This window comes from Micromonospora sp. AMSO12t (assembly GCF_008806585.1).
Classification (GTDB): domain Bacteria; phylum Actinomycetota; class Actinomycetes; order Mycobacteriales; family Micromonosporaceae; genus Micromonospora; species Micromonospora reichwaldensis.
Genome location: NZ_WAAS01000114.1, coordinates 1 through 19,966, shown reverse-complemented (window position 1 = coordinate 19,966; position 19,966 = coordinate 1). Strand labels below are relative to the sequence as shown.

Genomic DNA, 19,966 nt, shown 5'->3' with positions numbered 1-19,966 from the left:
CCCCCGACCCCGGCTCCGGCACCCCGAACGGGTCACGGTCGCCGTTGACCACGAGGGTCGGCAGGCCGGTCGCCAGCTCCGCCGCCCGCGACCGATCCGGGCGGCCGGGCGGATGCAGCGGGAACGCGAGCGCGACGACCCCGGCGGCGCCCACCGCGGGCGCGGTGCGGCACGCCACCCGCGCGCCGCTGGACCGGCCGCCCACCAGCAGGGGTACGCCGGGATGCCGCTGCCGCAGCACGGCGAGCACGGCGGTCCACGCCTCGTCGAGGTGCCCCGCCGGTGCCGGCGCACGGCGTCCGGCGACGCGGTACGGCTGGGTCACCCGGGCCACCACCAGACCGGCGTCGACCGCCGCGTCCCGGAGCGCACGCAGGTCGGGAGCGTCGACGTCGCCGCCCGCGCCGTGCCCGAGCACCAGCAGGGCGCTCGGCGCACCCGCCGGCAGGTCGGTGTCGACCCGGGCGGGCCCGCGCGGGGTGGGTACGTCGTCGTCCTCGGGCATCGGCCCATTCTGCGGTGTCCGGGGCACGACGGGCAGCCGGCCCGCCGAGGTGGCGGGCCGGCTGCGACCGGTTCAGTCGACGGTCAGCTCAGCGGCACCAGGGTGAGCAGCCGGTCCCGGACCGGCGGACCCGCCTCGCGGGCGGCGTCCGGATCCGGTTGCACCTCGTCGCGCCAGGCGACCAGCATCGCCCGCCGTTCGCGCGGGGTGGTACCGCCCCAGACGCCGTGGCAGTCACCCACGTCCAGCGCCCAGGCCAGGCAGGATCCCTGCACGTCACAGCTGCGGCAGAGCGCGACGGCCGCGTCGGCCGGCTCGTTCGGCGCCGGAAAGAACGTTTCCGGGTCGACGTTCTGGCAGGTTCCCCTGGTGCGCCACGCCTCGTCCTGTCGCCGCTCCCGCAACGCCCGCAACAGCCGCGGATCCCGTCGTGCGGTGGCCACCTCGTGCGGCCGGGGCATACGTGCCCGTGTCATCCACCCACCTCCCCCGTGGGACCGGCAAGATCGGTGTGCGTCGTCCGCCCCGTGCGAGTCGCGCCCACTACCGGCGCTGTGTTGTATCGCACTTCCGGACACCGGGACAAGACTTCACGGCGAATATGGGTGAACGTCGGGGCGACGATTCGCCCGCAACTCTGGCAAATCACGCCCGACAATGTGTCGGACTGTCAGAAGAGCGTCATTTCCTCCGGCGCGGCGGCCCGGGCGAGCGGCACCCTCTCGGTCAACTGCGGCCCGTCGTTACGCACGTCGCCCACCGCCGTGCCCACCGGGCGGATCTCCAGCGCCGCGAGCCAGTCGGGCGGGGGCGGCGCGAGCAGGCCCTCCGGCTCGTCGGTCGACAGCCACGCCCCCCAGCGGTCGCGGGGCAGCAGCAGCGGCATCCGGTCGTGCACCTCGGCCAACTCGCCCAACGCGGCGGTGGTGAGCACGCTGAAGGTCAGCAGCGGGCCGCCGGAGCCGTCCCAGACCGACCAGATGCCGGCGAAGGCGAGCACCGAGCCGTCCGACGGGGTCATGTAGTAGGGCTGCTTGCGCCCGTCGGCCGCGCGGACCCACTCGTACCAGCCGTCGGCGGGGACGAGGCAGCGGCGGCGGGCGAAGGCCCCGGCGTACGCCCGGCTGGTGGCGACCGTCTCGGCGCGGGCGTTGATCATGCGGGCGGCGCCCGCGGGCGACCTGGACCAGGACGGCACCAGGCCCCAGCGGCCGACCGACAGCGCGCGGTGGCCCTCCGGGCTGACCCGCACCAGCGGCACCGGATCGGTGGGCGCGACGTTGTGGTCGGGGCCTACCCCGTCGCCGGTCTCGTCCTGGGACTCGAACAGCGCGCTCAGGTCGCCCGCGCTCCGGGTCGTCGCGTACCTCCCGCACATGCCGCACACGCTAACCCGCCGCGCGCCGCCCGGCTGTCCCGCTGACCGGGAGGACGCGTGCCGGCCGGCGCCACCCGCCGTCGGACGCGGCAGAATGTAACCGTGGGGAACCTGATCGCGACCCGGCCGCCGCAGCCGTGGACCGCTCCGACCGCCTCCGACCCGGTCGCGGCGACGCTGCGCCTGCCCGGGTCCAAGTCGATGACCGCGCGCGCCCTGGTGCTGAGCGCGCTGGCCGGCGGACCGTCGACCCTGGCCGGGCCGCTGCGCGCGCGGGACACCGAGCTGATGGCCGCCGGGCTGCGCGCGATGGGCGCGCACATGTCGATCAGCGACGACGAGCGCTGGCTGGTCCGCCCCCACCCGCTGGTCGGCCCCGCGCACGTCGACGTCGGCCTGGCCGGCACCGTGATGCGCTTCGTCCCGCCCGTGGCGGGCCTGGCCGACGGGCGGATAACCTTCGACGGCGACCCGCAGGCGCGCACCCGGCCCCTCGGCCCGCTGATCGGGGCGCTGCGCTCCCTCGGCGCGCGCGTGGACGCGCCCGCCACCGGCAGCCTGCCGCTGACCGTGCTCGGCGCCGGGCGGGTGGCCGGCGGCGAGGTGGTGATCGACGCGTCCGCCTCCAGCCAGCTGGTCTCCGGGCTGCTGCTGGCCGCGCCGCGCTTCGACCGGGGCGTGGTGGTCCGGCACGTGGGCCCGCCGGTGCCCTCCGCGCCGCACCTGCGGATGACGGTGCAGATGCTCCGGGCCGCCGGCGCGGCGGTCGACGACGGCACCCCCGACGTGTGGGTGGTCGAGCCGGGCCCGCTGACGGGGCGCGGCTGGGAGATCGAGCCGGACCTCTCGGGTGCCGTGCCGTTCTTCGCCGCCGCCCTGGTGACCGGCGGCGAAGTGACCCTCCAGGGCTGGCCGCGCAGCAGCGCCCAGCCCGTCGAGCAGCTCCGCTCGCTGCTCCAGCGGATGGGCGGCGAGGTGACCCTCTCCACCGACGGGCTGACGGTCCGGGGCACCGGCGCGGTGCACGGCATCGAGGCCGACCTCTCCGACGTCAGCGAGCTGACCCCGGCGCTCACCGCGCTGGCCATGCTCGCCGACTCGCCGTCGGTGTTCACCGGCGTCGGCCACATCCGCGGCCACGAGACCGACCGGCTGACCGCGCTGGCGCGGGAGTTCGCCGCGCTCGGCGCCGACATCACCGAGTCCCCCGACGGGCTCGAGATCCGGCCCCGGCCGCTGCACGGCGGGGTGTTCGAGACCTACCACGACCACCGGATGGCGCACGCCGCCGCCGTGGCCGGCCTGGCCGTCCCCGGCATCGAGTTGAGCGACGTGGCATGCACCTCGAAGACCATGCCCGAGTTTCCGGCACTATGGTCGGCGTTGGTGACCGGCAAGAGCTGACACGACGGGGGGCGGGTCCTGGCGACCAGACGGCGGGAGTACGACGAGGACGACGTCCGGGTGCGGCCCGGCAAGTCGTCGCGCCCGCGTACCCGCACCCGACCCCGGCACTCCGACGCGGTGGACGGCTTCGTGATCGCCGTCGACCGGGGCCGCTACACGTGCGTGCCGCCCGACGCCGAGCCGGACGCGCCCCTGGTCACCGCGATGCGGGCCCGGGAGCTGGGGCGCAAGTCGGTGGTGGTCGGCGACCGCGTCGGCCTGGTCGGGGACACCTCCGGCGCGGCCGGGGCGCTGGCCCGGATCGTCCGGATCGCCGAACGGACGTCGGTGCTGCGGCGCACCGCCGACGACGACGAGACCACCGCCGAGGGACGCCTGGAACGGGTGGTCGTCGCCAACGCCGACCAGCTGGTCATCGTGAGCGCGCTGGCCGACCCGCCGCCGCGCACCGGCTTCATCGACCGGTGCCTGGTGGCCGCGTATGACGCCGGCATCGAGCCGCTGCTCTGCCTCACCAAGGCCGACCTGGCCGGCCCCGAGGCGGTGCTCGACTACTACGCCGAGCTGGAGCTGCCGTACGTGCTGATCCGCCCGGACTCCGACCTCGACGCCCTGCGCGACCTGCTCGCCGGGCGGATCTCGGTCATGGTCGGGCACTCCGGGGTGGGCAAGTCGACGCTGGTCAACCGCCTCGTGCCGGACGCCGCCCGGGCGGTCGGCACGGTCAGCGCGATCGGCCGGGGCCGGCACACCTCCACGAGCGCGGTGGCGCTGCGACTGCCCCGGGACCCGGCGCACGGCGGGAACGCCCCCGCCGGCTGGATCGTCGACACCCCGGGGGTACGCAGCTTCGGGCTCGCGCACGTCTCCGCCGACAGCCTGCTGCACGGCTTCCCCGACCTGGTCGAGGGGACGGTCGACTGCCCCGCCAACTGCCCGCACACGCCGGACGAGACCGCCTGCGGGCTGGACGCCTGGATCGCCGCCGGCAAGGCCGACGCGCGGCGGCTGGCCTCGTACCGCCGGCTGCTGGCCTCCCGGTCGGGCGAGGGCGACGCGCGCGAACCCGACCAGCGGAATCCCGGCGACCCGCTCGCGGGGTCCTGACCCGGTCGCCGCTACCGTTTGGGCATGCCCGGGTACGCCGACGACCTCGCCCTCGCCCACCTGCTCGCCGACGCCGCCGACGCCGTCTCCACGGCCCGGTTCCGCGCGCTCGACCTGCGGGTCGAGGCGAAACCCGACCTGACCCCGGTCTCCGACGCGGACACCGCGGTGGAGCGGGAGATCCGGGCGCTGCTGGCCGTGCACCGGCCGGCCGACGGTCTGCTGGGCGAGGAGTACGGCGAGGAGCCCGCCAGCGGCCCGGACGGTCGCCGCTGGGTGGTCGACCCGATCGACGGCACGAAGAACTTCATCCGGGGCGTGCCCGTGTGGGCCACCCTGATCGCGCTGCTGGAGGGGGACCGCCCGGTCGCCGGACTGGTCTCCGCGCCGGCGCTCGGCCGCCGCTGGTGGGGCGCGCTCGGCGAGGGCGCGTACGCGGGGCCGGACGCCGCCGGTGGCACGCCGATCCGGGTCTCCGCGGTACGGGACCTCGCGGACGCGAGCTTCTGCTACTCGTCGCTGACGGGGTGGGAGTCTGCCGGGCGGCTGGACGCGATGCTCCAGCTCATGCGGGACACCTGGCGCAGCCGGGCGTACGGCGACTTCTACGGCTACATGCTGCTGGCCGAGGGTGCGCTGGACGTGATGGTGGAGCCGGAGCTGTCGCTGTGGGACGTCGCCGCGCTCGTGCCGATCGTCACCGAGGCGGGCGGGACGTTCACCGACCTGGCCGGCCGGCCCGCCCCCTCCGGCGACGCCGGCACCGAGAGCAGCGCCGTTGCCAGCAACGGCGCGCTGCACGCCGACATCCTCGCCCGGCTGGGTCGGCCAACCGAGCACTGACCTCCGGCAGCCTCTATCCTCGCCAGGTGGTCTCCTCCGGTTGGTGCTTCCTCGCGGCCATGATCGTCGCGTACGGCGTCGCCAACCTGCTCCAGTCGGTGGCCGCCGCCCGCACCACCGTGCACCACTCCTTCGACCCGGGACTGCTGCTGCGGCTGGCGGGGCACCGCACGTACCTGGTCGGGCTCGGCTGCCAGGTCGCCGGGTTCGTGCTGGCCCTGCTCGCCCGCCGGGACCTGCCGCTGTTCCTGGTCCAGTCCAGCGTCGCCGCCGGGCTCGGGGTCACCGCCCTGCTCGGCGTGCTGGTGCTGAAGTGGCGGCTGCCGGCCGCCGAGGTGGCCCTGCTGGTGCTGCTGTTCGCCGGCATCACCGCGCTGGTGCTCTCCGCCGAGCCCGCGCCGGCCAAGCCGCTCGGCACCGCCGGCCTGATCGCCCTGGCGGTGGCGCTCGGCGTGATCGCCGTGATCGGCTTCTTCGCCGTACGCCTGCACGGGGCGCCCGGCTCGGTGGCGCTCGGCGCGCTGGCCGGGCTGGCGTTCTCCGCCGCCGCGGTGGCCGCCCGGCCCCTCGCCTCCGCCCCGACGCCGGAGGCGTTCGTCCAGGATCCGCTGCTCTACCTGCTGATCGTCCACTCGGTCGTCGGCCAGCTGCTGCTCGGCCTGGCCATGCAACGCGGCTCGACCACGGCCGCCGTGGCGGCGATGGACGCCGCCGGGGCGGTGCCCGCCGCGATCGTCGGCCTGCTCCTGCTCAACGACAAGATCTGGCCCGGGCGGGAGTGGCTCGCCGCGGTCGGGTTCCTGGTCACCCTCGCGGCGGTCATCGGTCTCACCCGGTACGCCGAACCTCAGCACCACCACGCGGTGGCCGGGGAACGCGACCGGCGCATGGTGGGCGTCGGAGCGCCCGGTCGCCCGCTCTGAACGGGCCCGGGAGCGGCCGGCCCGGGTCAGGCCGCCTCGGACCGCCGGCCCCGGTCAGGCCGCCTCGACCGGCTTGCGGCGGCTCACCACCCGCTCGTAGAGGCGCTCCAGCGCGCCCGCCGTCCGCTCCCAGGTGTAGCTGCACCGCACCCGGTCGACGGCGGCGTGCCCGTACGCGAACCGCCCGGCGTTGTCGGCGAGCAGCCGGCGCAGCGTCACGCCCAGCGCGCGGACGTCGCCCGGCGGCACCAACCGGCCGGTGACCTCGTCGACCACGGCGTCGGCGATCCCGCCCATCGAGTAGCCGACGACCGGCACCCCGCAGGCCATCGCCTCCAGCGACACCCGGCCGGCGGACGAGTAGTGCGGGGTGCAGGCGACCACGTCCGCCGAGCGGTACCAGGTGGCCATCTGTTCGTGCGGCACCGCGCCCACCAGCTTCACCTGGTCGGCCACCCCGCTGCGCTCGGCCAGCTCGCGCAGCCGCCGGGCCTCGGCGTGGTTGGCGAGCTGCCCGACGGGCGGGCCGCCGGCGATCACCAGCTCGGCGTCGCCGACCAGTCGCATGGCCCGGATCAGGTCCTCCTGGCCGTGCCCGGCCGAGAGCCCGCCGACGGAGAGGATCCGGGCCCGCTGGTCGCGGGGCGCGGCCTCGCCGTCGGGGTGGAACTGCGCGGTGTCGACGCCGGCCGGCACCATCGCCACGGAGGCGCGTTGCAACCCCATCCGGGTCAGCTCGTCGACCTCGTCGTTGCACTGGGCGACCGCGATGTCCACCGCCCGGGTCAGCGCCCGCTCCAGCGGGATCCGCTCCCCCGGCCCGTCGTACTGCCGGCCGAGGTGGCGCAGCTGCTCGACGCCGAGGGAGTGGAACGTCTGCACCACCGGGACGTCCGTCTCGCGGACCGCGTGCGCGGCGGCCAGCCCGCCGACCCAGTAGTGCCCGTGCACCACCTCGGGATCCCAGTCGCCCGTCCACCTCTCGGCCAGCCAGGCGCCGAACGCCGACACGTGCGGCACCAGTTCGGCGGTGGGCAGCGGGGCGGCCGGGCCGATCGGCACCCGCTCCACCCGGTAGCCCTCGACCGTCGCCGTCTCCGGCAGGGCCGGGTCGTCGCGGCGTTCGTACACCCGGACGTCGTGGCCCCGCGCGGCGAGTTCGGCGGCGACCCGGGCGATGTGCTGGTGGGTGCCGACGGTCAGGCCGTCGGTGCCCCTGGCTGGGCCGGCGTGCGCGCAGACGAGGCCGACGCGCATGGGTCACCTCCATGCGATCTTCTCAAGCGGTGGTCCTCGGTCAGAGGGTCCCATTAACCGAACCCCCGGGAGCCGAAACCTGGCAGATCGGGAAGAGCCCGGCGGGTGCTTGCGCGACGGCAACTGTTGCGGGGCGGGCGACACCCCGATCCGGGGCCGCGAGTATCCGACCGGCGCCGGCCGCATGACCCCTGCCGACGGGGGTACGGGCGAGGAATGCCTCTCACCCGCAGCCTCGCCGACGCCACCGTCGTGCTCACCGGCGCCTCCAGCGGCATCGGTACGGCCACCGCGTACGCCCTCGCCCGGCGCGGCACCGCCGTGGTGCTGGCCGCCCGCAGCGAAGCGGCGCTGGAGGAGGTCGCCGTGCGGTGCCGGGAGCTGGGCGGGCGGGCGCTGGCGGTGCCGACCGACGTGACCGATCCGGCTGCCGTCGAGCGGCTCGCCGCCCGCGCGGTCGCCGAGTTCGGCCGGATCGACGGCTGGATCAACAACGCCGCGGTCGGCGCGGTCGGGCTCTTCGACGAGATCCCCGTGGCGGAGTTCCGCCGGGTGCTGGAGGTCAACCTGCTGGGCGCCGCGTACGGCACCAGGGCCGCCCTGCCCCACCTGAGCGCGGCGGGTGGCGGGGTGCTGGTCAACAACGCCTCCGTGCTGGCCGAGGTGGCGATGCCCTACCAGTCGGCGTACAACGCCACGAAGCACGGCATCCGCGGGCTGGCCGACACGGTCCGCCAGGAGATGCGGGTCACCGGGCGGGGCAACATCTCCATCTGCACGGTGCTGCCGGCCACCATCGACACCCCGTTCTTCCGGCACGCCGCCAACCACAGCGGCCGGGAACTGGTACCGCCGCCCCCGGTCTACCCGCCCGAGGTGGTGGCCGAGACGATCGTCCGGCTGCTGCGCCGCCCGAGGCGCGAGGCGTACGCCGGCGGCGCCGCCCGGCTGATCGGCCTCCAGTGGCGGCTCGCCCCGGCGTTCGCCGAGCGGGTCCTCGGCTGGTACGCGCACCGCACCCAGTTCGGGCCCGCGCCACGGCCGGAGAGCACCGGCAACGTCTTCCACGCCGACGCGGCGGCGCAGCGCGAGGGCGGCTGGCACGGCCGGCGGCGGCACCTGGTGCGGATGACCGCCGCCTTCGGGCTGGCCGCGGCGGGGACGGCCGTCGGGACGGTGGCCGCGATGACCCGCCGCGCGGGAACGAGACGCTGATGCCGGGGGCCGAGCGGTCGGGTGCGCGGTCCGGGCGGACGGTGCACGGTGCGCTGCCTGGCCCGCAAGGCGGGACGGAGCCGATCATGTCCACCGACGCGGGCTGCCGGGTGGAGGCGGACGGGGCGTCCGGCGTGCTCCGGCTGACCGGGACGCTCGACCGGTCCGGCGTCGGCGTGGTGCGCGACGGCCTGCTCGCTCAGTTCTGTTGCCGACCCGGCCCGGTCCTCGCCGACCTCACCGCCCTGCGGGTGACCGACCCGGCCGCCCGGGACGTCTTCGCCGAGGTGTGCCGGGAGGTACGCGACTGGCCCGCCGCCGACCTGCTGCTCTGCGATCCGACCGGCGCCGTCGAGGGGGTGCCCGCCTGGCCGACCCTGGCCGGGGCGCTGGCCGGGCTTGCCGCCGCGCCGCTGGCCGCAGTGGCCGAGACCGACCTTCCCCCCGCCGTCGGGGCGGCCCGGCAGGCCCGGCAGCTCGTGACGGAGGGCTGCGGGCGCTGGGACCTGCCCGAGCTGATCGAGCCGGCCGGCATCGCGGTCACCGAGATGGTGAACAACGTGGTCGCCCACGCGCACACCCCGATGACGGTCCGCCTGGCACCCCGGGGCGGCGCGCTGCACCTGGCGGTACGCGACCACTCGCCGCGTCAGCCGGCGTTCACCGGACAGCCGCCGCTGGACACCGCGGGCGGGCGCGGCCTGCTGCTGATCCACACCGTCGCCCGCAGCTGGGGCAGCAGCCGGGTGCCGGACGGCAAGGTCGTCTGGTGCGTGCTGCACGCCGACGACGAGACCACCGCCCACCCCGGCTGAGCGCCGCCCCGATTCCTGCCCCGGCGTCCCCCGACGTGTCCCTTCCGCCCGGATGGCCACGGGCGGCACCGGTTATGCCGGGAGGGCAGTGGGTAGTGATCAGCCATGCGCGACGACGAGTACCCGACCCCCGTGTCCGACCCCGAGGCGGAGGGCCTGCCCGACACCGCCGACGACGACTCGACCGCCAACGACGACGTCCTGACCGGGCGCGAGGCGGACGGTCCGGAGCCCGCCCAGCTGCCGGGCGACCGGACGCCGGTCGCGGTGGACCGGTACGGGAACACCGCCGAGGAGCAGCTCGACGGCGAGTCGCTGGACTACAAGCTCGACCGGGAGCAGCACGAACGCCCGGCCGACGACCCGCTCGCCGGCCCCGTCGACCCGGACATCGCCGCCGAGGCCGACAGCCAGGAGGCGGCGGCGCAGGCCCAGCTCGACGCGGACGTGATCGATCCCGGCCCCACCTCCGACCCGGACTCGCCGGTGTCGCTCTACGACCACGGCAAGCTGGGCAGTGTCAGCGACGGCCAGGTCGGCCGGCTCGTCGAACCGGACGAGGGGGCGCACACCGACCAGGAGACCGACTCGGTGGCGTACGACGCCGGTTCGGCCGGCGGCGGCGCGAGCGCCGAGGAGCTGGCCATCCACGAGACGCGTCCACCGCACTCGGTCTGAACCGGCCCGGGGGGCCGTCGGGGAACCCTTCGGGGGCGGTTCCCCGGCGGCCCCTCAGTCGTCGAGGCCCCGTTCGATCGCGTACCGGGTCAGCTCGACCCGGTTGTGCAGTTGGAGCTTGCCGAGCGTGTTCTGCACGTGGTTCTGCACGGTGCGGTGGGCCAGCCCGAGCCGCTCGGCGATCTGCTTGTAGGACATCCCCTTGGCGACCAGGCGCAGCACCTCGGTCTCCCGGTCGGTCAGGCGGGGCGCCGGGCCGGCACCCCGGGCGTCGCGCCCGCCGGCGTGTCCGGCGCCGTCCGGGTCGGCCGCGAGCCGGCGGTACTCGCCGAGGACCAGCCCGGCCAGGCCGGGCGTGAAGACGGGCTCCCCCGCCGCCGTCCGGCGCACCGCCTCCAGGAACTCCGCCGGGGCAGCCGACTTGACCAGGTAGCCGGTGGCGCCCGCCTTCACCGCGTCGAGCACGCTCTGCTGCTCGCCGCTGGCCGAGAGCATCAGCACCCGCACCTCCGGCAGCACGGCGCGCAGCCCGCGGACCACCTCCACCCCCGAGACGTCCGGCAGTTGCAGGTCGAGGATCACCACGTCCGGCCGGGCGGCGGCGGCCACCCGCAGCGCCTGCCGACCCTCTCCACTGGCGGCGACGACGACGTGGCCGGCCTCGGTGAGGTCCCGGGCCACCCCCTCCCGCCACATCGGGTGGTCGTCGACCACCATCACCCGTACGCCTGTCACGGTTGTCCCTCCCTCGGAACGGTCAGTTCCAGCTCGGTGCCGGCGCCCGGCGCGGAGGTGATCCGCACCGTGCCCCCGAGGTCCGCGAGGCGGCCCCGGATCGACCGGGCGACGCCGAGCCGGCCCTCGGCGGCGGCCTCCTCCAGCCGGCCGTCCGGGAACCCCGGCCCCTCGTCGCGGATCGACACGGTCACCGTCGCCCCCTCGTCCTCGACGAGCACCCAGGCCCGCCCGTCGGTGTGCCGGGCCACGTTGTCGAGGGCGGCGGCGGTCGCGGCGGCCAGTTCGTGGGCGACCCGCCCGGGCAGGGGCACCGGGGTGGCCGGCGCGGACAGCGAGACCGTCGCCGAGGCGTACCGGCCGAGCAGCCCACGCAGGTCCACCGGCCCGCCGTGGGCGGTGGGCGCGACCGGCGTGGCGCCGCCGATCAGGGCGCGCAGCGCGGCCTCCTGTTCCCCGGCGAGCCGGGCCAGCTCCCCTGCCTCGCCGTCCAGGTGGGCGCCGCGCCGCTGCACCAGCGCCAGCACCTGGAGCACGCCATCGTGGATGTCCCGGGCCAGCCGCTCCCGCTCCCGGGTGGCGGCCTCCAGCTCCACCGCCCGGTGCAGCCGCTCCTCGGCGGTCACCGCCAGCCGGGCGACGTGCCCGACCACCACGCCGGCGAGCAGCAGCAGGATCGTCCCGGTGAGCGACGACTGGCCGATCCGTTCGCGGGTGGCGAGGTCCACCGCGCCGAGCGCCAGCGCGGCGACCGTGCCCCGGCGCCGGCCCCCGGAGACCGCCCAGGCCAGCACCGGCCCGGCCAGCCAGGCCACGGTGAGGCTGGGCACGCCGGCGGCGAGCGCCGGCCGCCCGATCACCCACGGGGTGGCCAGCATGATGCCGACGACGACCCCCAGGTCCGCCAGGAGCAGCGGCCAGCCTCGGCGGGCCGGGTGGGCGTAGTTGACGGCGGTCACGCCGGTCCAGGCCGCCATCAGCAGGACCAGGCCGCCGGCCGCGAGCGGATGGGCGTACCGGTCGGCGTCCCGGAGCGCCAGCACGCAGACGTACGCCAGGGAGGCCACCCGGAACACGGCGATGGCGCGCCAGAGCGGGACCTCGAAACCACCGGGCGGCGTCGACACGCCCGTCACGATGCCACAGCCGCCAGGACGGTCCTGTGGGCCGTCGGATGCGGCCGGAGAAACCCTGACGTACGGTGGAAATGCCGCGAAACATCCACGATCCGCTGTCGGGACGGGGCCATGACGAATGCGGAACCCGGAGCACAGCGTACGGTTGTGCCCATCGAACCTTCCCTCCTCATCGCCGAGGCCTTCGACCAGGCCCAGGTGACCGAGCTTCGCCACTCGGTCACCTCCTGCGCGCACGCGGCGGGGCTGAGCGGGCAACGGCTGGACGACTTCGTGCTCGCGGTCAACGAGTTGATCACCAACGCGGTCCGGCACGGCGGCGGCCGGGGCTGGCTGCGGCTGTGGCGGGAGTCGGGCCACCTGTTCTGCGAGGTCGCCGACCACGGGCAGGGAATCAGCACGCAGCGGCTGGGCGACCGGAGCCGCCCCGCCGCCGACACCGCCGGCGGATGGGGTCTCTGGCTGGCCCGGGAGCTGAGCGACAGCATGGACGTGGAGACCGGCGCCCGCGGCACGACGGTCCGCATCAGCACCGCCGTCGCGGCCCCCCAGCACACCGGCCGCCACCGCCGCGACTGACCCCTGCGGGACCTGCGGCCCGGGGCGGGTCAGGCGAAGAGGGCGCTCACCGATTCGCCGTTGTGGATCCGGCGCATCGCCTCGGCCAGGGCCGGCGCCACGGACAGGATCTCCAGCTTCGGCACCCGCTTGTCGGCGGGGATCGGCACCGTGTTCGTGCAGACGATCTCCAGCACGCCCTCCTGCTCACTCAGCCGCTGCAACGCGCCGCTGGAGAAGAGGCCGTGGGTGCAGGCCAGCCGGATCGAGCGGACCCGGAGCTCGCGCAGGTGCTCCATCAGCTCGATCACCGTACTGCCCTTGGCGATCTCGTCGTCCAGCACGATCACGTCCCGGTCGGTCACGTCGCCGATCACCGCGCTGATCTTGACCCGGTCGTCGCTGAACCGCTGCTTCGCCCCGGCGGCCACCGGGGTGCCGAGCCGCCGCGCGAACGCCGCCGCCTCCTTGGCGTTGCCGAGATCCGGCGAGACCACCACCGTGTTGCTCAGGTCGTAGCGGGTGAAGTGCTCGGCCAGCTCGCGCAGCGCGTGCAGGTGGTCGACCGGCACGCTGAAGAAGCCGTGCACCTGGGGCGAGTGCAGGGTCATCGCCAGCACCCGGTCCGCGCCCGCCGAGGTGAGCAGGTCGGCGACGAGCCGCCCGCCGATCGAGATGCGCGGCGCGTCCTTCTTGTCGGACCGCGCGTACGCGTAGTGCGGCAGCACCACGGTGATCCGGCCGGCCGAGGCGCCCCGGGCCGCGTCGATCATGAGCAGCAGCTCGACCAGGTTCTCCTGCACGGGCGGCACCAACGGCTGGATCAGGAAGACGTCCCGCTCCCGGCAGTTGGCCTGCAACTGCACTTCCAGGCAGTCGTTGGCGAACCGGGAGACCCGCACCGGGTGCAGCGGCACGTCGAGATGGGTGCAGATCTCGGCGGCGAGTTCGGGGTGGGCGGTACCACTGAAGACGGCGATGTCACGCACGTCCGCACATCGTACGGACGTGATCGGGACCCGTTCCGCGGCGGGGCCCGCCGCCGGCCGGCGAAGATCGGTCGGGCCGGGTACGGTGCTGCCGTGACCCCCCAGTACGTCGCCGCCATCGACCAGGGCACCACTTCTTCGCGGTGCATCGTCTTCGACCGGGCCGGGGAGATCGTCTCCGTCGCCCAGCGGGAGCACCGGCAGATCTTCCCCCGGCCGGGCTGGGTGGAGCACGACGCCGAGGAGATCTGGGACAACGTCCAGCGGGTGGTCCGGGAGGCGCTGCACGCCGCCGGCACCGACGCCGCCGGGCTCGCCGCCGTGGGCATCACCAACCAGCGGGAGACCACGCTCGTCTGGGACCGGGCCACCGGGCGGCCGGTGGCCAACGCGATCGTCTGGCAGGACACCCGCACCGCGCCGCTGCTGCGTGAGCTCGACCAGGCGTTCGGCGAGGAGCGGTTCCGCTCCCGCACCGGCCTGCCGCTGGCCACCTACTTCGCCGGGCCGAAGCTGCGGTGGCTGCTGGATCACGTCGACGGGCTGCGCGGGCGCGCCGAGGCCGGCGAGGTGCTCTTCGGCACGATGGACAGCTGGCTGATCTGGAAGCTCACCGGCCGGCACGTCACCGACGTGACCAACGCCAGCCGCACCCTGCTGATGGACCTGAGCACCCTCGACTGGGACCCGGAGCTGCTCGACGCGATGGGGGTGCCGGCCGCGATGCTGCCGGAGATCCGCAGCTCCGCCGAGGTCTACGGGGAGGCCACCGGCGTCCTGGCCGGGGTGCCGGTCGCCAGCGCGCTCGGCGACCAGCAGGCCGCCCTGTTCGGGCAAACCTGCTTCCAGCCGGGCGAGGCCAAGTGCACCTACGGCACCGGCAGCTTCCTGCTGCTCAACACCGGTGCCAGCCCGGTCCCCTCCACCCACGGCCTGCTCACCACGGTCGCCTACCGCATCCAGGGCCAGCCCGCCGCGTACGCGCTGGAGGGGGCGATCGCGGTCACCGGCTCACTGGTGCAGTGGCTGCGTGACAACCTCGGGCTGATCTCCACCGCGCCCGAGGTGGAGGAGTTGGCCCGCACCGTCGACGACAACGGCGGCTGCTACGTCGTGCCGGCCTTCTCCGGGCTGTTCGCCCCGCACTGGCGCAGCGACGCGCGCGGGATCATCGCCGGGCTGACCGGCTACATCACCAAGGGCCACCTGGCCCGGGCCGCGCTGGAGGCGTCCGCCTGGCAGACCCGCGAGGTGGTCGACGCGATGAACGCCGACTCCGACGTGGCGCTGCGCCGGCTGCGGGTCGACGGCGGAATGACCGCCAACGGGCTGCTGATGCAGTTCCTCGCCGACGTGCTCGACGTGCCGGTGGTCCGGTCCCGGATCACCGAGACCACCTGCCTCGGCGCGGCGTACGCGGCCGGCCTGGCGGTCGGCTTCTGGCCGGACCTGGCGACGCTGCGTGGCCAGTGGCGCTCCGACGCGCAGTGGGAGTCGACGATGGAACCGGCGCACCGGGAGCGGGAGCTGCGCAACTGGCGCAAGGCCGTCCAGCGCACCCTCGACTGGGTGGACTGACCGCCGCGCCGCCCGGAACCTCGTCGAGGCCGCCCAGCGTCGGTCGAGGCCGCCCAGCCCGTTGGGCACCGGCGGCCCCCCGCTCAGTCCCAGCGGTTGCCGGTCAGCTTCTCGTAGACGTCGACGTAGCGGGCCCGGGTCGCCTCGACCACCTCGGCCGGCACCTCAGGCGCCGGGCCCTGCCGGTCCCAGCCGCTCTCCACCGCCCAGTCCCGGACGTACTGCTTGTCGTAGGAGAACTGCGCCCGGCCCGGCTGGTACGACTCCGCCGGCCAGAACCGGGACGAGTCGGAGGTGAGCAGCTCGTCGCCGACGGTCAGCGTGCCGTCCGGCGCCCAGCCCAGCTCGATCTTGGTGTCGGCGACCAGGATGCCCCGGTCGGCGGCCAGCTCGGCCCCCCGGCGGTAGACGTCGAGCGTGATCCGGCGCAGCCGCTCGGCGGTCTCGGCGCCGACCTTGTCCACCACCTCGGCGAAGGTGATCGGCTCGTCGTGCTCGCCCACCGGCGCCTTGGTCGACGGGGTGAAGATCGGCTCGGGCAGGATGGACGCCTCGACCAGCCCGCGCGGCAGCTCGACGCCGGAGACCGCGCCGGTGCGCTGGTACTCCTTCAGGCCGCCGCCGGTCAGGTAGCCCCGGGCGACGCACTCCACCGCGACCATCTCCAGCCGCCGGCAGCGGATCGCCCGACCGGCGAACTCCGCCGGCACGTCGGTGGCGGAGATGACGTGGTTCGGCACCAGGTCGGCGAGCTGCTCGAACCACCACAGCGAGAGCGCGGTGAGCAGCTTGCCCTTGTCGGGGATCGGCGTCGGCAGCACCACGTCGTAGATCGAGATGCGGTCGGAGGCGACCAGGATCAGGTCCTCGCCGTCGGCGTAGACATCCCTCACCTTGCCCGAGTGCAGAAGTTCCACGCGCCCTAGTACACCATGCGGGCCGGCCACGGCCTCCGCCGGTGGCTGCGGGCATCGATGCGTACGCCTGGGATGTGGTGGTGTGGCCGGACGTACGTTGACACCCTCGCGCGCGCCTGCGTGAATGATCCGGCCGCCCGCCCCACCGGTCCGCCAGGAGTTCTTCGTGCCCGTTGCCCGATCCCCGCTGCCCCGCGCCGAAGCGGATCCGGGCCGACGTCGGGTGCTCGCCGCGATGCTGGGTGCGCCGGTGCTCGCGACCGGCGGGCTCACCGGGTGCACCGAGGGCCGGACGGCCCCCGAGGAGACCGGGCCCGTCGAGCTGTCGGTCTTCTGGTACGGCGGGGCGAAGCGGGCCGAACTCACCGAGCGGGTGCTGCGGCTCTACACCGACCGCAATCCCCGCGTCGGTTTCCGGATCACCTGGCAGGGCGCCGGCGGCTACTACGACCGGCTGGCCACCCAGGCCGCGGGCGGCAACGTGCCCGACCTGATCCAGCTCGACGACAGCATGCTCGCCGAGTACGCCCGCCGCGAGATCGTCCTGGACCTCAGCGGGTACGTCGCCGACCACCGCCTGGACCTGCGCACCCTGCCCCAGGGCCTGGTCCGGTACGGGCAGGTCGACGGCCGTACGGTCGGCGTCGCAGCGGCACAGACCGCCGCCGCCGTGGTCTACGACCGCACGCTGCTGCGCCGGCTGCGGCTGCCCGAGCCGAACACGGGAATGTCCTGGGCGGAGTACGTCGCCTGGGCGCGACGGGTCACCCGGGCGAGCGACGGCCGGGTGGCCGGCACGATGGACCCGTCCGGCGACTACCGGGCGCTCTGGCTCTGGCTGCGCGGCCAGGGCGGTGAGTTCTACCGCGGTCGACAGCTCGGCTTCGACGCCGACGCGCTGATCGAATGGTTCGACCTGTGGCGGCGTGCCCGCTCCAGCCGGGCCACCCCGAGCGCCGCACTCGTGGAGCAGGCCGACGGCGGCGAACCCATCCAGCAGCTCGTGGTCACCGGCGCGACGGCCGCCTCGTTCGCCTGGTCGCACCAGCTACCGGAACTCCAACGCCTCACCGACGCCGAGCTGGGCCTGGCCGCCATGCCGGGTCCCCCGGAGGCTCAGTGGCACCGGGCGTCGATGTACTGGGCGGCCTTCCGCGGCACCCGGCACCCCGACCTGGTCGCCGACGTGATCAACTTCCTGACCGGCAACGGCGAGGCGGGCAGCGTGCTCGGTCACGAGCGCGGGCTCAGCCCCAGCCTCGCCGTACGCAGCTACGTCGAGGGCAGCATCACCGAGCCGGCGCAGCGGCGCGCGGCCGCCCTCGGCACCGCACTGGCCGCCCGGCTGGGACCGGCGCCCAGCCCACCGCCGCAGGGCCACCCCCGGGTGCGGGCGCTGCTGCTGGAGGCCGCCGAGAGCATCCGCGGCGGCCGGACCGGCCCTCGGGCGGCGACGACCCGCTTCATGGCCCGGGCGGACGCGGCGCTGGCCGGATAGGGCCGGTCACCACGAGGCCGCCACCGGCGGGGGTGCCGGGTCGGATGTCCTGCCTCGGCCGAGGCAGGGCAGGGCACCGTCGCGCTGCCGGAACACCGGCGCGCCAGCGGCCGCCTCAGCGCGGCGGACCCGCCTCAGCGCGGCGGACCGCCTCGGCGGTTGCGCATCATGCGCATCAGGAGGAAGACGACGCCGGCCACCACGACCAGGCAGCAGAGCAGGCCGATGAAGCCGAAGCCGCCACCACCGCGCCGCCGCCGCGCGGCCTCCACCACGAGCTCACCCGTGCCGGTGGACGCCCAGGCCGCAACGGGCACGAACACCGACAACACGACCGCACCGAAAACGGCGGTCAACCGGCCCCACCACTTACCGAAAGAAGACATGCCCACATCTTCGCCGACAACCGCAACCTCGGCACGTCGGTCAACAGGAACGCGCGCCGCGCCCGGGCACGCCTGGCACCGTTCCGTTGGTCGGCCCGCGCCCCGCACCGCGAGCACCCGGAGCACGGAGTCGTGGATGTCCCAGGCTCGCCACTCCCGCCGGCCGGCCCGCATGTCGGCGGGTGCGTCGTAGTCCGTGGGCGACGAAGCCCGTCGTCGACCGATGCGACACGTCGACGCCGGAGGCAAGATGCGAAGAGGCCCCGGAGAGAATCTCCGGGGCCTCTTCGAGGTGGTAGCGGGGACAGGATTTGAACCTGCGACCTCTGGGTTATGAGCCCAGCGAGCTACCGAGCTGCTCCACCCCGCGTCGGCTCGTTAACTCTAGCGCACCCGACGGGCGATGATCAGCGGACCCCCGATCCTGCGGTAAACCCTGCCCTGACCAGCGCAAACCGGCGCCGGAGGTCGGCACGAGGCACCCGACGCCCCAGCCCGACTCACGCCGCACCCGGCCGCAGTGGCGGTAATGGCACATCTCGGTCCGCTTCCGGGCTCCCGGCCACCTCCGGGCTCCGGCCCGCCTCCGGGCTGCCTCCCTTGGCGCGCACGCTGCCTTCTCGCGCGCGCGAGAATCCGGTGATCAGGACGCCATGGACGTTATCCGGGCTTTTTAAGGTCCATGGAGTCCTGATCACGCCGCCGCACGCCCGCCTGTCCGGTCGTTCGGCCGTGCGTCCGTCGCCAGTGGTGGCCGTTGGCGTTCCTGCACGACCGGTCGCGGTTCTCGCCGCCGTGTTGTCGCCCCCGCCGATGTCCGCCGACGGATCGCGTGACGTCAGTCACTCCGCCTCCACACTGACGCAATGCACGACCGCCGGTCCAGCCAACGGGCGGCGGCAGCGGCAGGCGACGGCAGGCGTTTCAGCGGCAGGTGGGCAGCAGCAGGCGACGGCAGGTGGGCAGCGGCAAGCGGCGGTAGGCGTGCAGCAGGCGGCAGGCAGGCATGCAGCGGCAGGCGGCAAGGAGCCGGAGCCGGAGCCGGAGCCGGAGCCGGAGCCGCGTGATCGTCGGGCAGCGGTGGCCCGGAAATGCGGAACGGCCCCGGATTGAAGTCCGGGGCCGTTCCGACGTGGTAGCGGGGACAGGATTTGAACCTGCGACCTCTGGGTTATGAGCCCAGCGAGCTACCGAGCTGCTCCACCCCGCGTCGGTTCGTATACCGTATCCCACCGACCCCCGTCGCCGCAAAACGACCCCGGGGACACTCCACGACAACCACGACTTGACGGTGTCTGCGGGCACCTACGTCTCCCGGGCGATGGGGCGGCAACGACGACTGGCTGCTCGCGGAGCGCCCCCGCACTGGTACTGACCGCACCGACATGTCGAGGCGGTAGTACAGGGCGAGCGCCTGCCGCTGGGCGTCCGGCAACCGGCGCAGCGCGCCCGCCAGCAGCACGCCGTCCTCGTTCGGCGGCGGCACCGGTTCAGGCGGCCCGGTGGGTGCGGCTCAACGCCACGTGTGGCGCGCGCCCGCCCCACGCCCCACGCCACGCGCCACGCGCCAACGCTGCAATCGCGCCACCGGTCTTGGGCAGCCGGGCGACCACCAGCCGCAGCCACGCCTCCGGCGCCGGGTGGGCGGCCGGTCCGGCCCACAGTGCCGCCAGGTCCGGGCGTACGCCTCCTCCACGGCGACGTGGGACAGCGGGTTGCGGTGCCCGGCCGGTGGTCGCGAACGCGACAGCGCCCCCGGTGCCGGGACCGGAACGGTCCGTCGGCCGGGGGCGCTGTGAGGGCGGTGCGGGTCAGCCGCCCGGGGTGGGTGAGGCGCTGCCACCCGGTGCCGGGGACGCCGGGGCGCTGGGCGTCGGGGACGCGGGAGCGCTGGCGCCGGGTGCCGGGGACGCCGGGGTGCTGGCGGCCTGCTGGGCCCGCTGGAAGGCGGTGAGCGCCTCGTCGAGCGCCTTCAACGCGCGCCCGTACCGCTCGAAGTCGCCCGAGGTCTGCGCGGCCCGGACCTCCGCGATGGCGGTCT

19 protein-coding genes, 2 tRNA genes and 1 pseudogene are annotated in these 19,966 nt (G+C 75.0%); 10 read left to right on the top strand and 12 right to left on the bottom strand.

Features of this window, described 5'->3' with window-relative positions; genetic code table 11:
* From F6X68_RS17945 to F6X68_RS17935, 3 genes are all read right to left on the bottom strand, one after another.
* Positions 1–505, bottom strand: a 505-nt coding sequence (locus F6X68_RS17945; protein WP_151455370.1) for an alpha/beta family hydrolase, incomplete at its 3' end; no start/stop codon positions are given.
* An 83-nt stretch (positions 506–588) separates the two neighbouring features.
* Positions 589–981: a WhiB family transcriptional regulator gene (locus F6X68_RS17940; protein WP_121399693.1), complete on the bottom strand. Its 393-nt coding sequence runs from the start codon at positions 979–981 to the stop codon at positions 589–591.
* A gap of 194 nt (positions 982–1,175) precedes the next feature.
* Entirely contained in the window at positions 1,176–1,883 is a 708-nt protein-coding gene (locus F6X68_RS17935; RefSeq protein WP_151455369.1) for an SOS response-associated peptidase, read from the bottom strand.
* Between the two features lie 102 nt (positions 1,884–1,985).
* Here F6X68_RS17935 and aroA point away from each other — a divergent pair, with 102 nt between their 5' ends.
* The 4 genes and pseudogenes from aroA to F6X68_RS17915 all read left to right on the top strand — a co-directional run bounded on the left by aroA (position 1,986) and on the right by F6X68_RS17915 (position 6,263).
* Complete coding sequence (gene aroA / locus F6X68_RS17930; RefSeq protein WP_151455368.1) at positions 1,986–3,287, top strand: 3-phosphoshikimate 1-carboxyvinyltransferase; 1,302 nt, start codon at positions 1,986–1,988, stop codon at positions 3,285–3,287.
* A 165-nt stretch (positions 3,288–3,452) separates the two neighbouring features.
* On the top strand, positions 3,453–4,397 hold the full coding sequence (rsgA, locus tag F6X68_RS17925) for a ribosome small subunit-dependent GTPase A (RefSeq protein ID WP_151455372.1): 945 nt from the start codon (positions 3,453–3,455) through the stop codon (positions 4,395–4,397).
* 24 nt (positions 4,398–4,421) lie between these two features.
* On the top strand, positions 4,422–5,240 hold the full coding sequence (hisN, locus tag F6X68_RS17920) for a histidinol-phosphatase (RefSeq protein WP_151455367.1): 819 nt from the start codon (positions 4,422–4,424) through the stop codon (positions 5,238–5,240).
* Positions 5,241–5,299: 59 nt separating this feature from the next.
* A pseudogene (locus F6X68_RS17915) lies at positions 5,300–6,263 on the top strand (hypothetical protein).
* Here the strand turns inward: F6X68_RS17915 and F6X68_RS17910 are convergent.
* Positions 6,218–7,420 (bottom strand): glycosyltransferase, encoded by a 1,203-nt coding sequence (locus F6X68_RS17910; protein WP_151455365.1) that lies wholly within the window; start codon positions 7,418–7,420, stop codon positions 6,218–6,220. The pseudogene F6X68_RS17915 and the gene F6X68_RS17910 sit on opposite strands and share 46 nt — an antisense overlap.
* 216 nt (positions 7,421–7,636) lie before the next feature.
* Here F6X68_RS17910 and F6X68_RS17905 point away from each other — a divergent pair, with 216 nt between their 5' ends.
* The 3 genes from F6X68_RS17905 (at position 7,637) to F6X68_RS17895 (ending at position 10,128) form a co-directional block, all read left to right on the top strand.
* A complete protein-coding gene (locus F6X68_RS17905) occupies positions 7,637–8,635 on the top strand; it encodes an SDR family oxidoreductase (RefSeq protein WP_151455364.1) in 999 nt (332 codons plus the stop codon).
* 86 nt (positions 8,636–8,721) lie between these two features.
* On the top strand, positions 8,722–9,450 hold the full coding sequence (locus tag F6X68_RS17900) for an ATP-binding protein (RefSeq protein ID WP_225852277.1): 729 nt from the start codon (positions 8,722–8,724) through the stop codon (positions 9,448–9,450).
* Between the two features lie 105 nt (positions 9,451–9,555).
* A complete protein-coding gene (locus F6X68_RS17895) occupies positions 9,556–10,128 on the top strand; it encodes a DUF5709 domain-containing protein (RefSeq protein WP_151455362.1) in 573 nt (190 codons plus the stop codon).
* Positions 10,129–10,182: 54 nt separating this feature from the next.
* Here F6X68_RS17895 and F6X68_RS17890 read toward each other — a convergent pair whose 3' ends face one another.
* The gene (locus tag F6X68_RS17890; RefSeq protein ID WP_151455371.1) at positions 10,183–10,845 is read right to left on the bottom strand and encodes a response regulator transcription factor; all 663 of its coding nucleotides are present in this window, start codon (positions 10,843–10,845) and stop codon (positions 10,183–10,185) included.
* Positions 10,846–10,859: 14 nt separating this feature from the next.
* Positions 10,860–11,990: a MacS family sensor histidine kinase gene (macS, locus tag F6X68_RS17885; protein WP_151455361.1), complete on the bottom strand. Its 1,131-nt coding sequence runs from the start codon at positions 11,988–11,990 to the stop codon at positions 10,860–10,862.
* Positions 11,991–12,110: 120 nt separating this feature from the next.
* Between macS and F6X68_RS17880 the strand changes: the two genes are divergently transcribed.
* On the top strand, positions 12,111–12,578 hold the full coding sequence (locus F6X68_RS17880; protein WP_151455360.1) for an ATP-binding protein: 468 nt from the start codon (positions 12,111–12,113) through the stop codon (positions 12,576–12,578).
* Between the two features lie 29 nt (positions 12,579–12,607).
* Here the strand turns inward: F6X68_RS17880 and F6X68_RS17875 are convergent, their stop codons facing one another.
* Complete coding sequence (locus F6X68_RS17875) at positions 12,608–13,546, bottom strand: ribose-phosphate pyrophosphokinase (RefSeq protein ID WP_151455359.1); 939 nt, start codon at positions 13,544–13,546, stop codon at positions 12,608–12,610.
* A 93-nt stretch (positions 13,547–13,639) separates the two neighbouring features.
* Between F6X68_RS17875 and glpK the strand changes: the two genes are divergently transcribed.
* Entirely contained in the window at positions 13,640–15,124 is a 1,485-nt protein-coding gene (gene glpK, locus F6X68_RS17870) for a glycerol kinase GlpK (RefSeq protein WP_151455358.1), read from the top strand.
* A gap of 83 nt (positions 15,125–15,207) precedes the next feature.
* On the opposite strand, the gene F6X68_RS17865 is transcribed toward glpK, so the two are convergent.
* Entirely contained in the window at positions 15,208–16,041 is an 834-nt protein-coding gene (locus tag F6X68_RS17865; protein WP_151455357.1) for a phosphoribosylaminoimidazolesuccinocarboxamide synthase, read from the bottom strand.
* A 166-nt stretch (positions 16,042–16,207) separates the two neighbouring features.
* Here F6X68_RS17865 and F6X68_RS17860 point away from each other — a divergent pair, with 166 nt between their 5' ends.
* Positions 16,208–17,539 (top strand): ABC transporter substrate-binding protein, encoded by a 1,332-nt coding sequence (locus F6X68_RS17860; RefSeq protein WP_225852276.1) that lies wholly within the window; start codon positions 16,208–16,210, stop codon positions 17,537–17,539.
* Between the two features lie 134 nt (positions 17,540–17,673).
* On the opposite strand, the gene F6X68_RS17855 is transcribed toward F6X68_RS17860, so the two are convergent.
* The 4 genes from F6X68_RS17855 to F6X68_RS17840 form a co-directional block, all read right to left on the bottom strand.
* Positions 17,674–17,925, bottom strand: coding sequence for a hypothetical protein (locus tag F6X68_RS17855; RefSeq protein WP_151455355.1), 252 nt, complete (start codon positions 17,923–17,925; stop codon positions 17,674–17,676).
* A gap of 293 nt (positions 17,926–18,218) precedes the next feature.
* Positions 18,219–18,295, bottom strand: a tRNA-Met gene (locus F6X68_RS17850).
* A 763-nt stretch (positions 18,296–19,058) separates the two neighbouring features.
* Positions 19,059–19,135: transfer RNA gene (locus tag F6X68_RS17845), tRNA-Met, on the bottom strand.
* Positions 19,136–19,736: 601 nt separating this feature from the next.
* On the bottom strand, positions 19,737–19,966 hold a 230-nt coding region (locus F6X68_RS17840), incomplete at its 5' end, for a hypothetical protein (protein ID WP_151455354.1).

Bases quoted from the DNA above. Each gene is read 5' to 3' on its own strand.
- F6X68_RS17940 (WP_121399693.1), bottom strand. From the start codon at position 981: ATGACACGGGCACGTATGCCCCGGCCGCACGAGGTGGCCACCGCACGA.
- F6X68_RS17935 (WP_151455369.1), bottom strand. From the start codon at position 1,883: ATGTGCGGGAGGTACGCGACGACCCGGAGCGCGGGCGACCTGAGCGCG.
- hisN (WP_151455367.1), top strand. From the start codon at position 4,422: ATGCCCGGGTACGCCGACGACCTCGCCCTCGCCCACCTGCTCGCCGAC.
- F6X68_RS17910 (WP_151455365.1), bottom strand. From the start codon at position 7,420: ATGCGCGTCGGCCTCGTCTGCGCGCACGCCGGCCCAGCCAGGGGCACC.
- F6X68_RS17905 (WP_151455364.1), top strand. From the start codon at position 7,637: ATGCCTCTCACCCGCAGCCTCGCCGACGCCACCGTCGTGCTCACCGGC.
- F6X68_RS17900 (WP_225852277.1), top strand. From the start codon at position 8,722: ATGTCCACCGACGCGGGCTGCCGGGTGGAGGCGGACGGGGCGTCCGGC.
- F6X68_RS17895 (WP_151455362.1), top strand. From the start codon at position 9,556: ATGCGCGACGACGAGTACCCGACCCCCGTGTCCGACCCCGAGGCGGAG.
- F6X68_RS17890 (WP_151455371.1), bottom strand. From the start codon at position 10,845: ATGGTGGTCGACGACCACCCGATGTGGCGGGAGGGGGTGGCCCGGGAC.
- F6X68_RS17880 (WP_151455360.1), top strand. From the start codon at position 12,111: ATGACGAATGCGGAACCCGGAGCACAGCGTACGGTTGTGCCCATCGAA.
- F6X68_RS17855 (WP_151455355.1), bottom strand. From the start codon at position 17,925: ATGTCTTCTTTCGGTAAGTGGTGGGGCCGGTTGACCGCCGTTTTCGGT.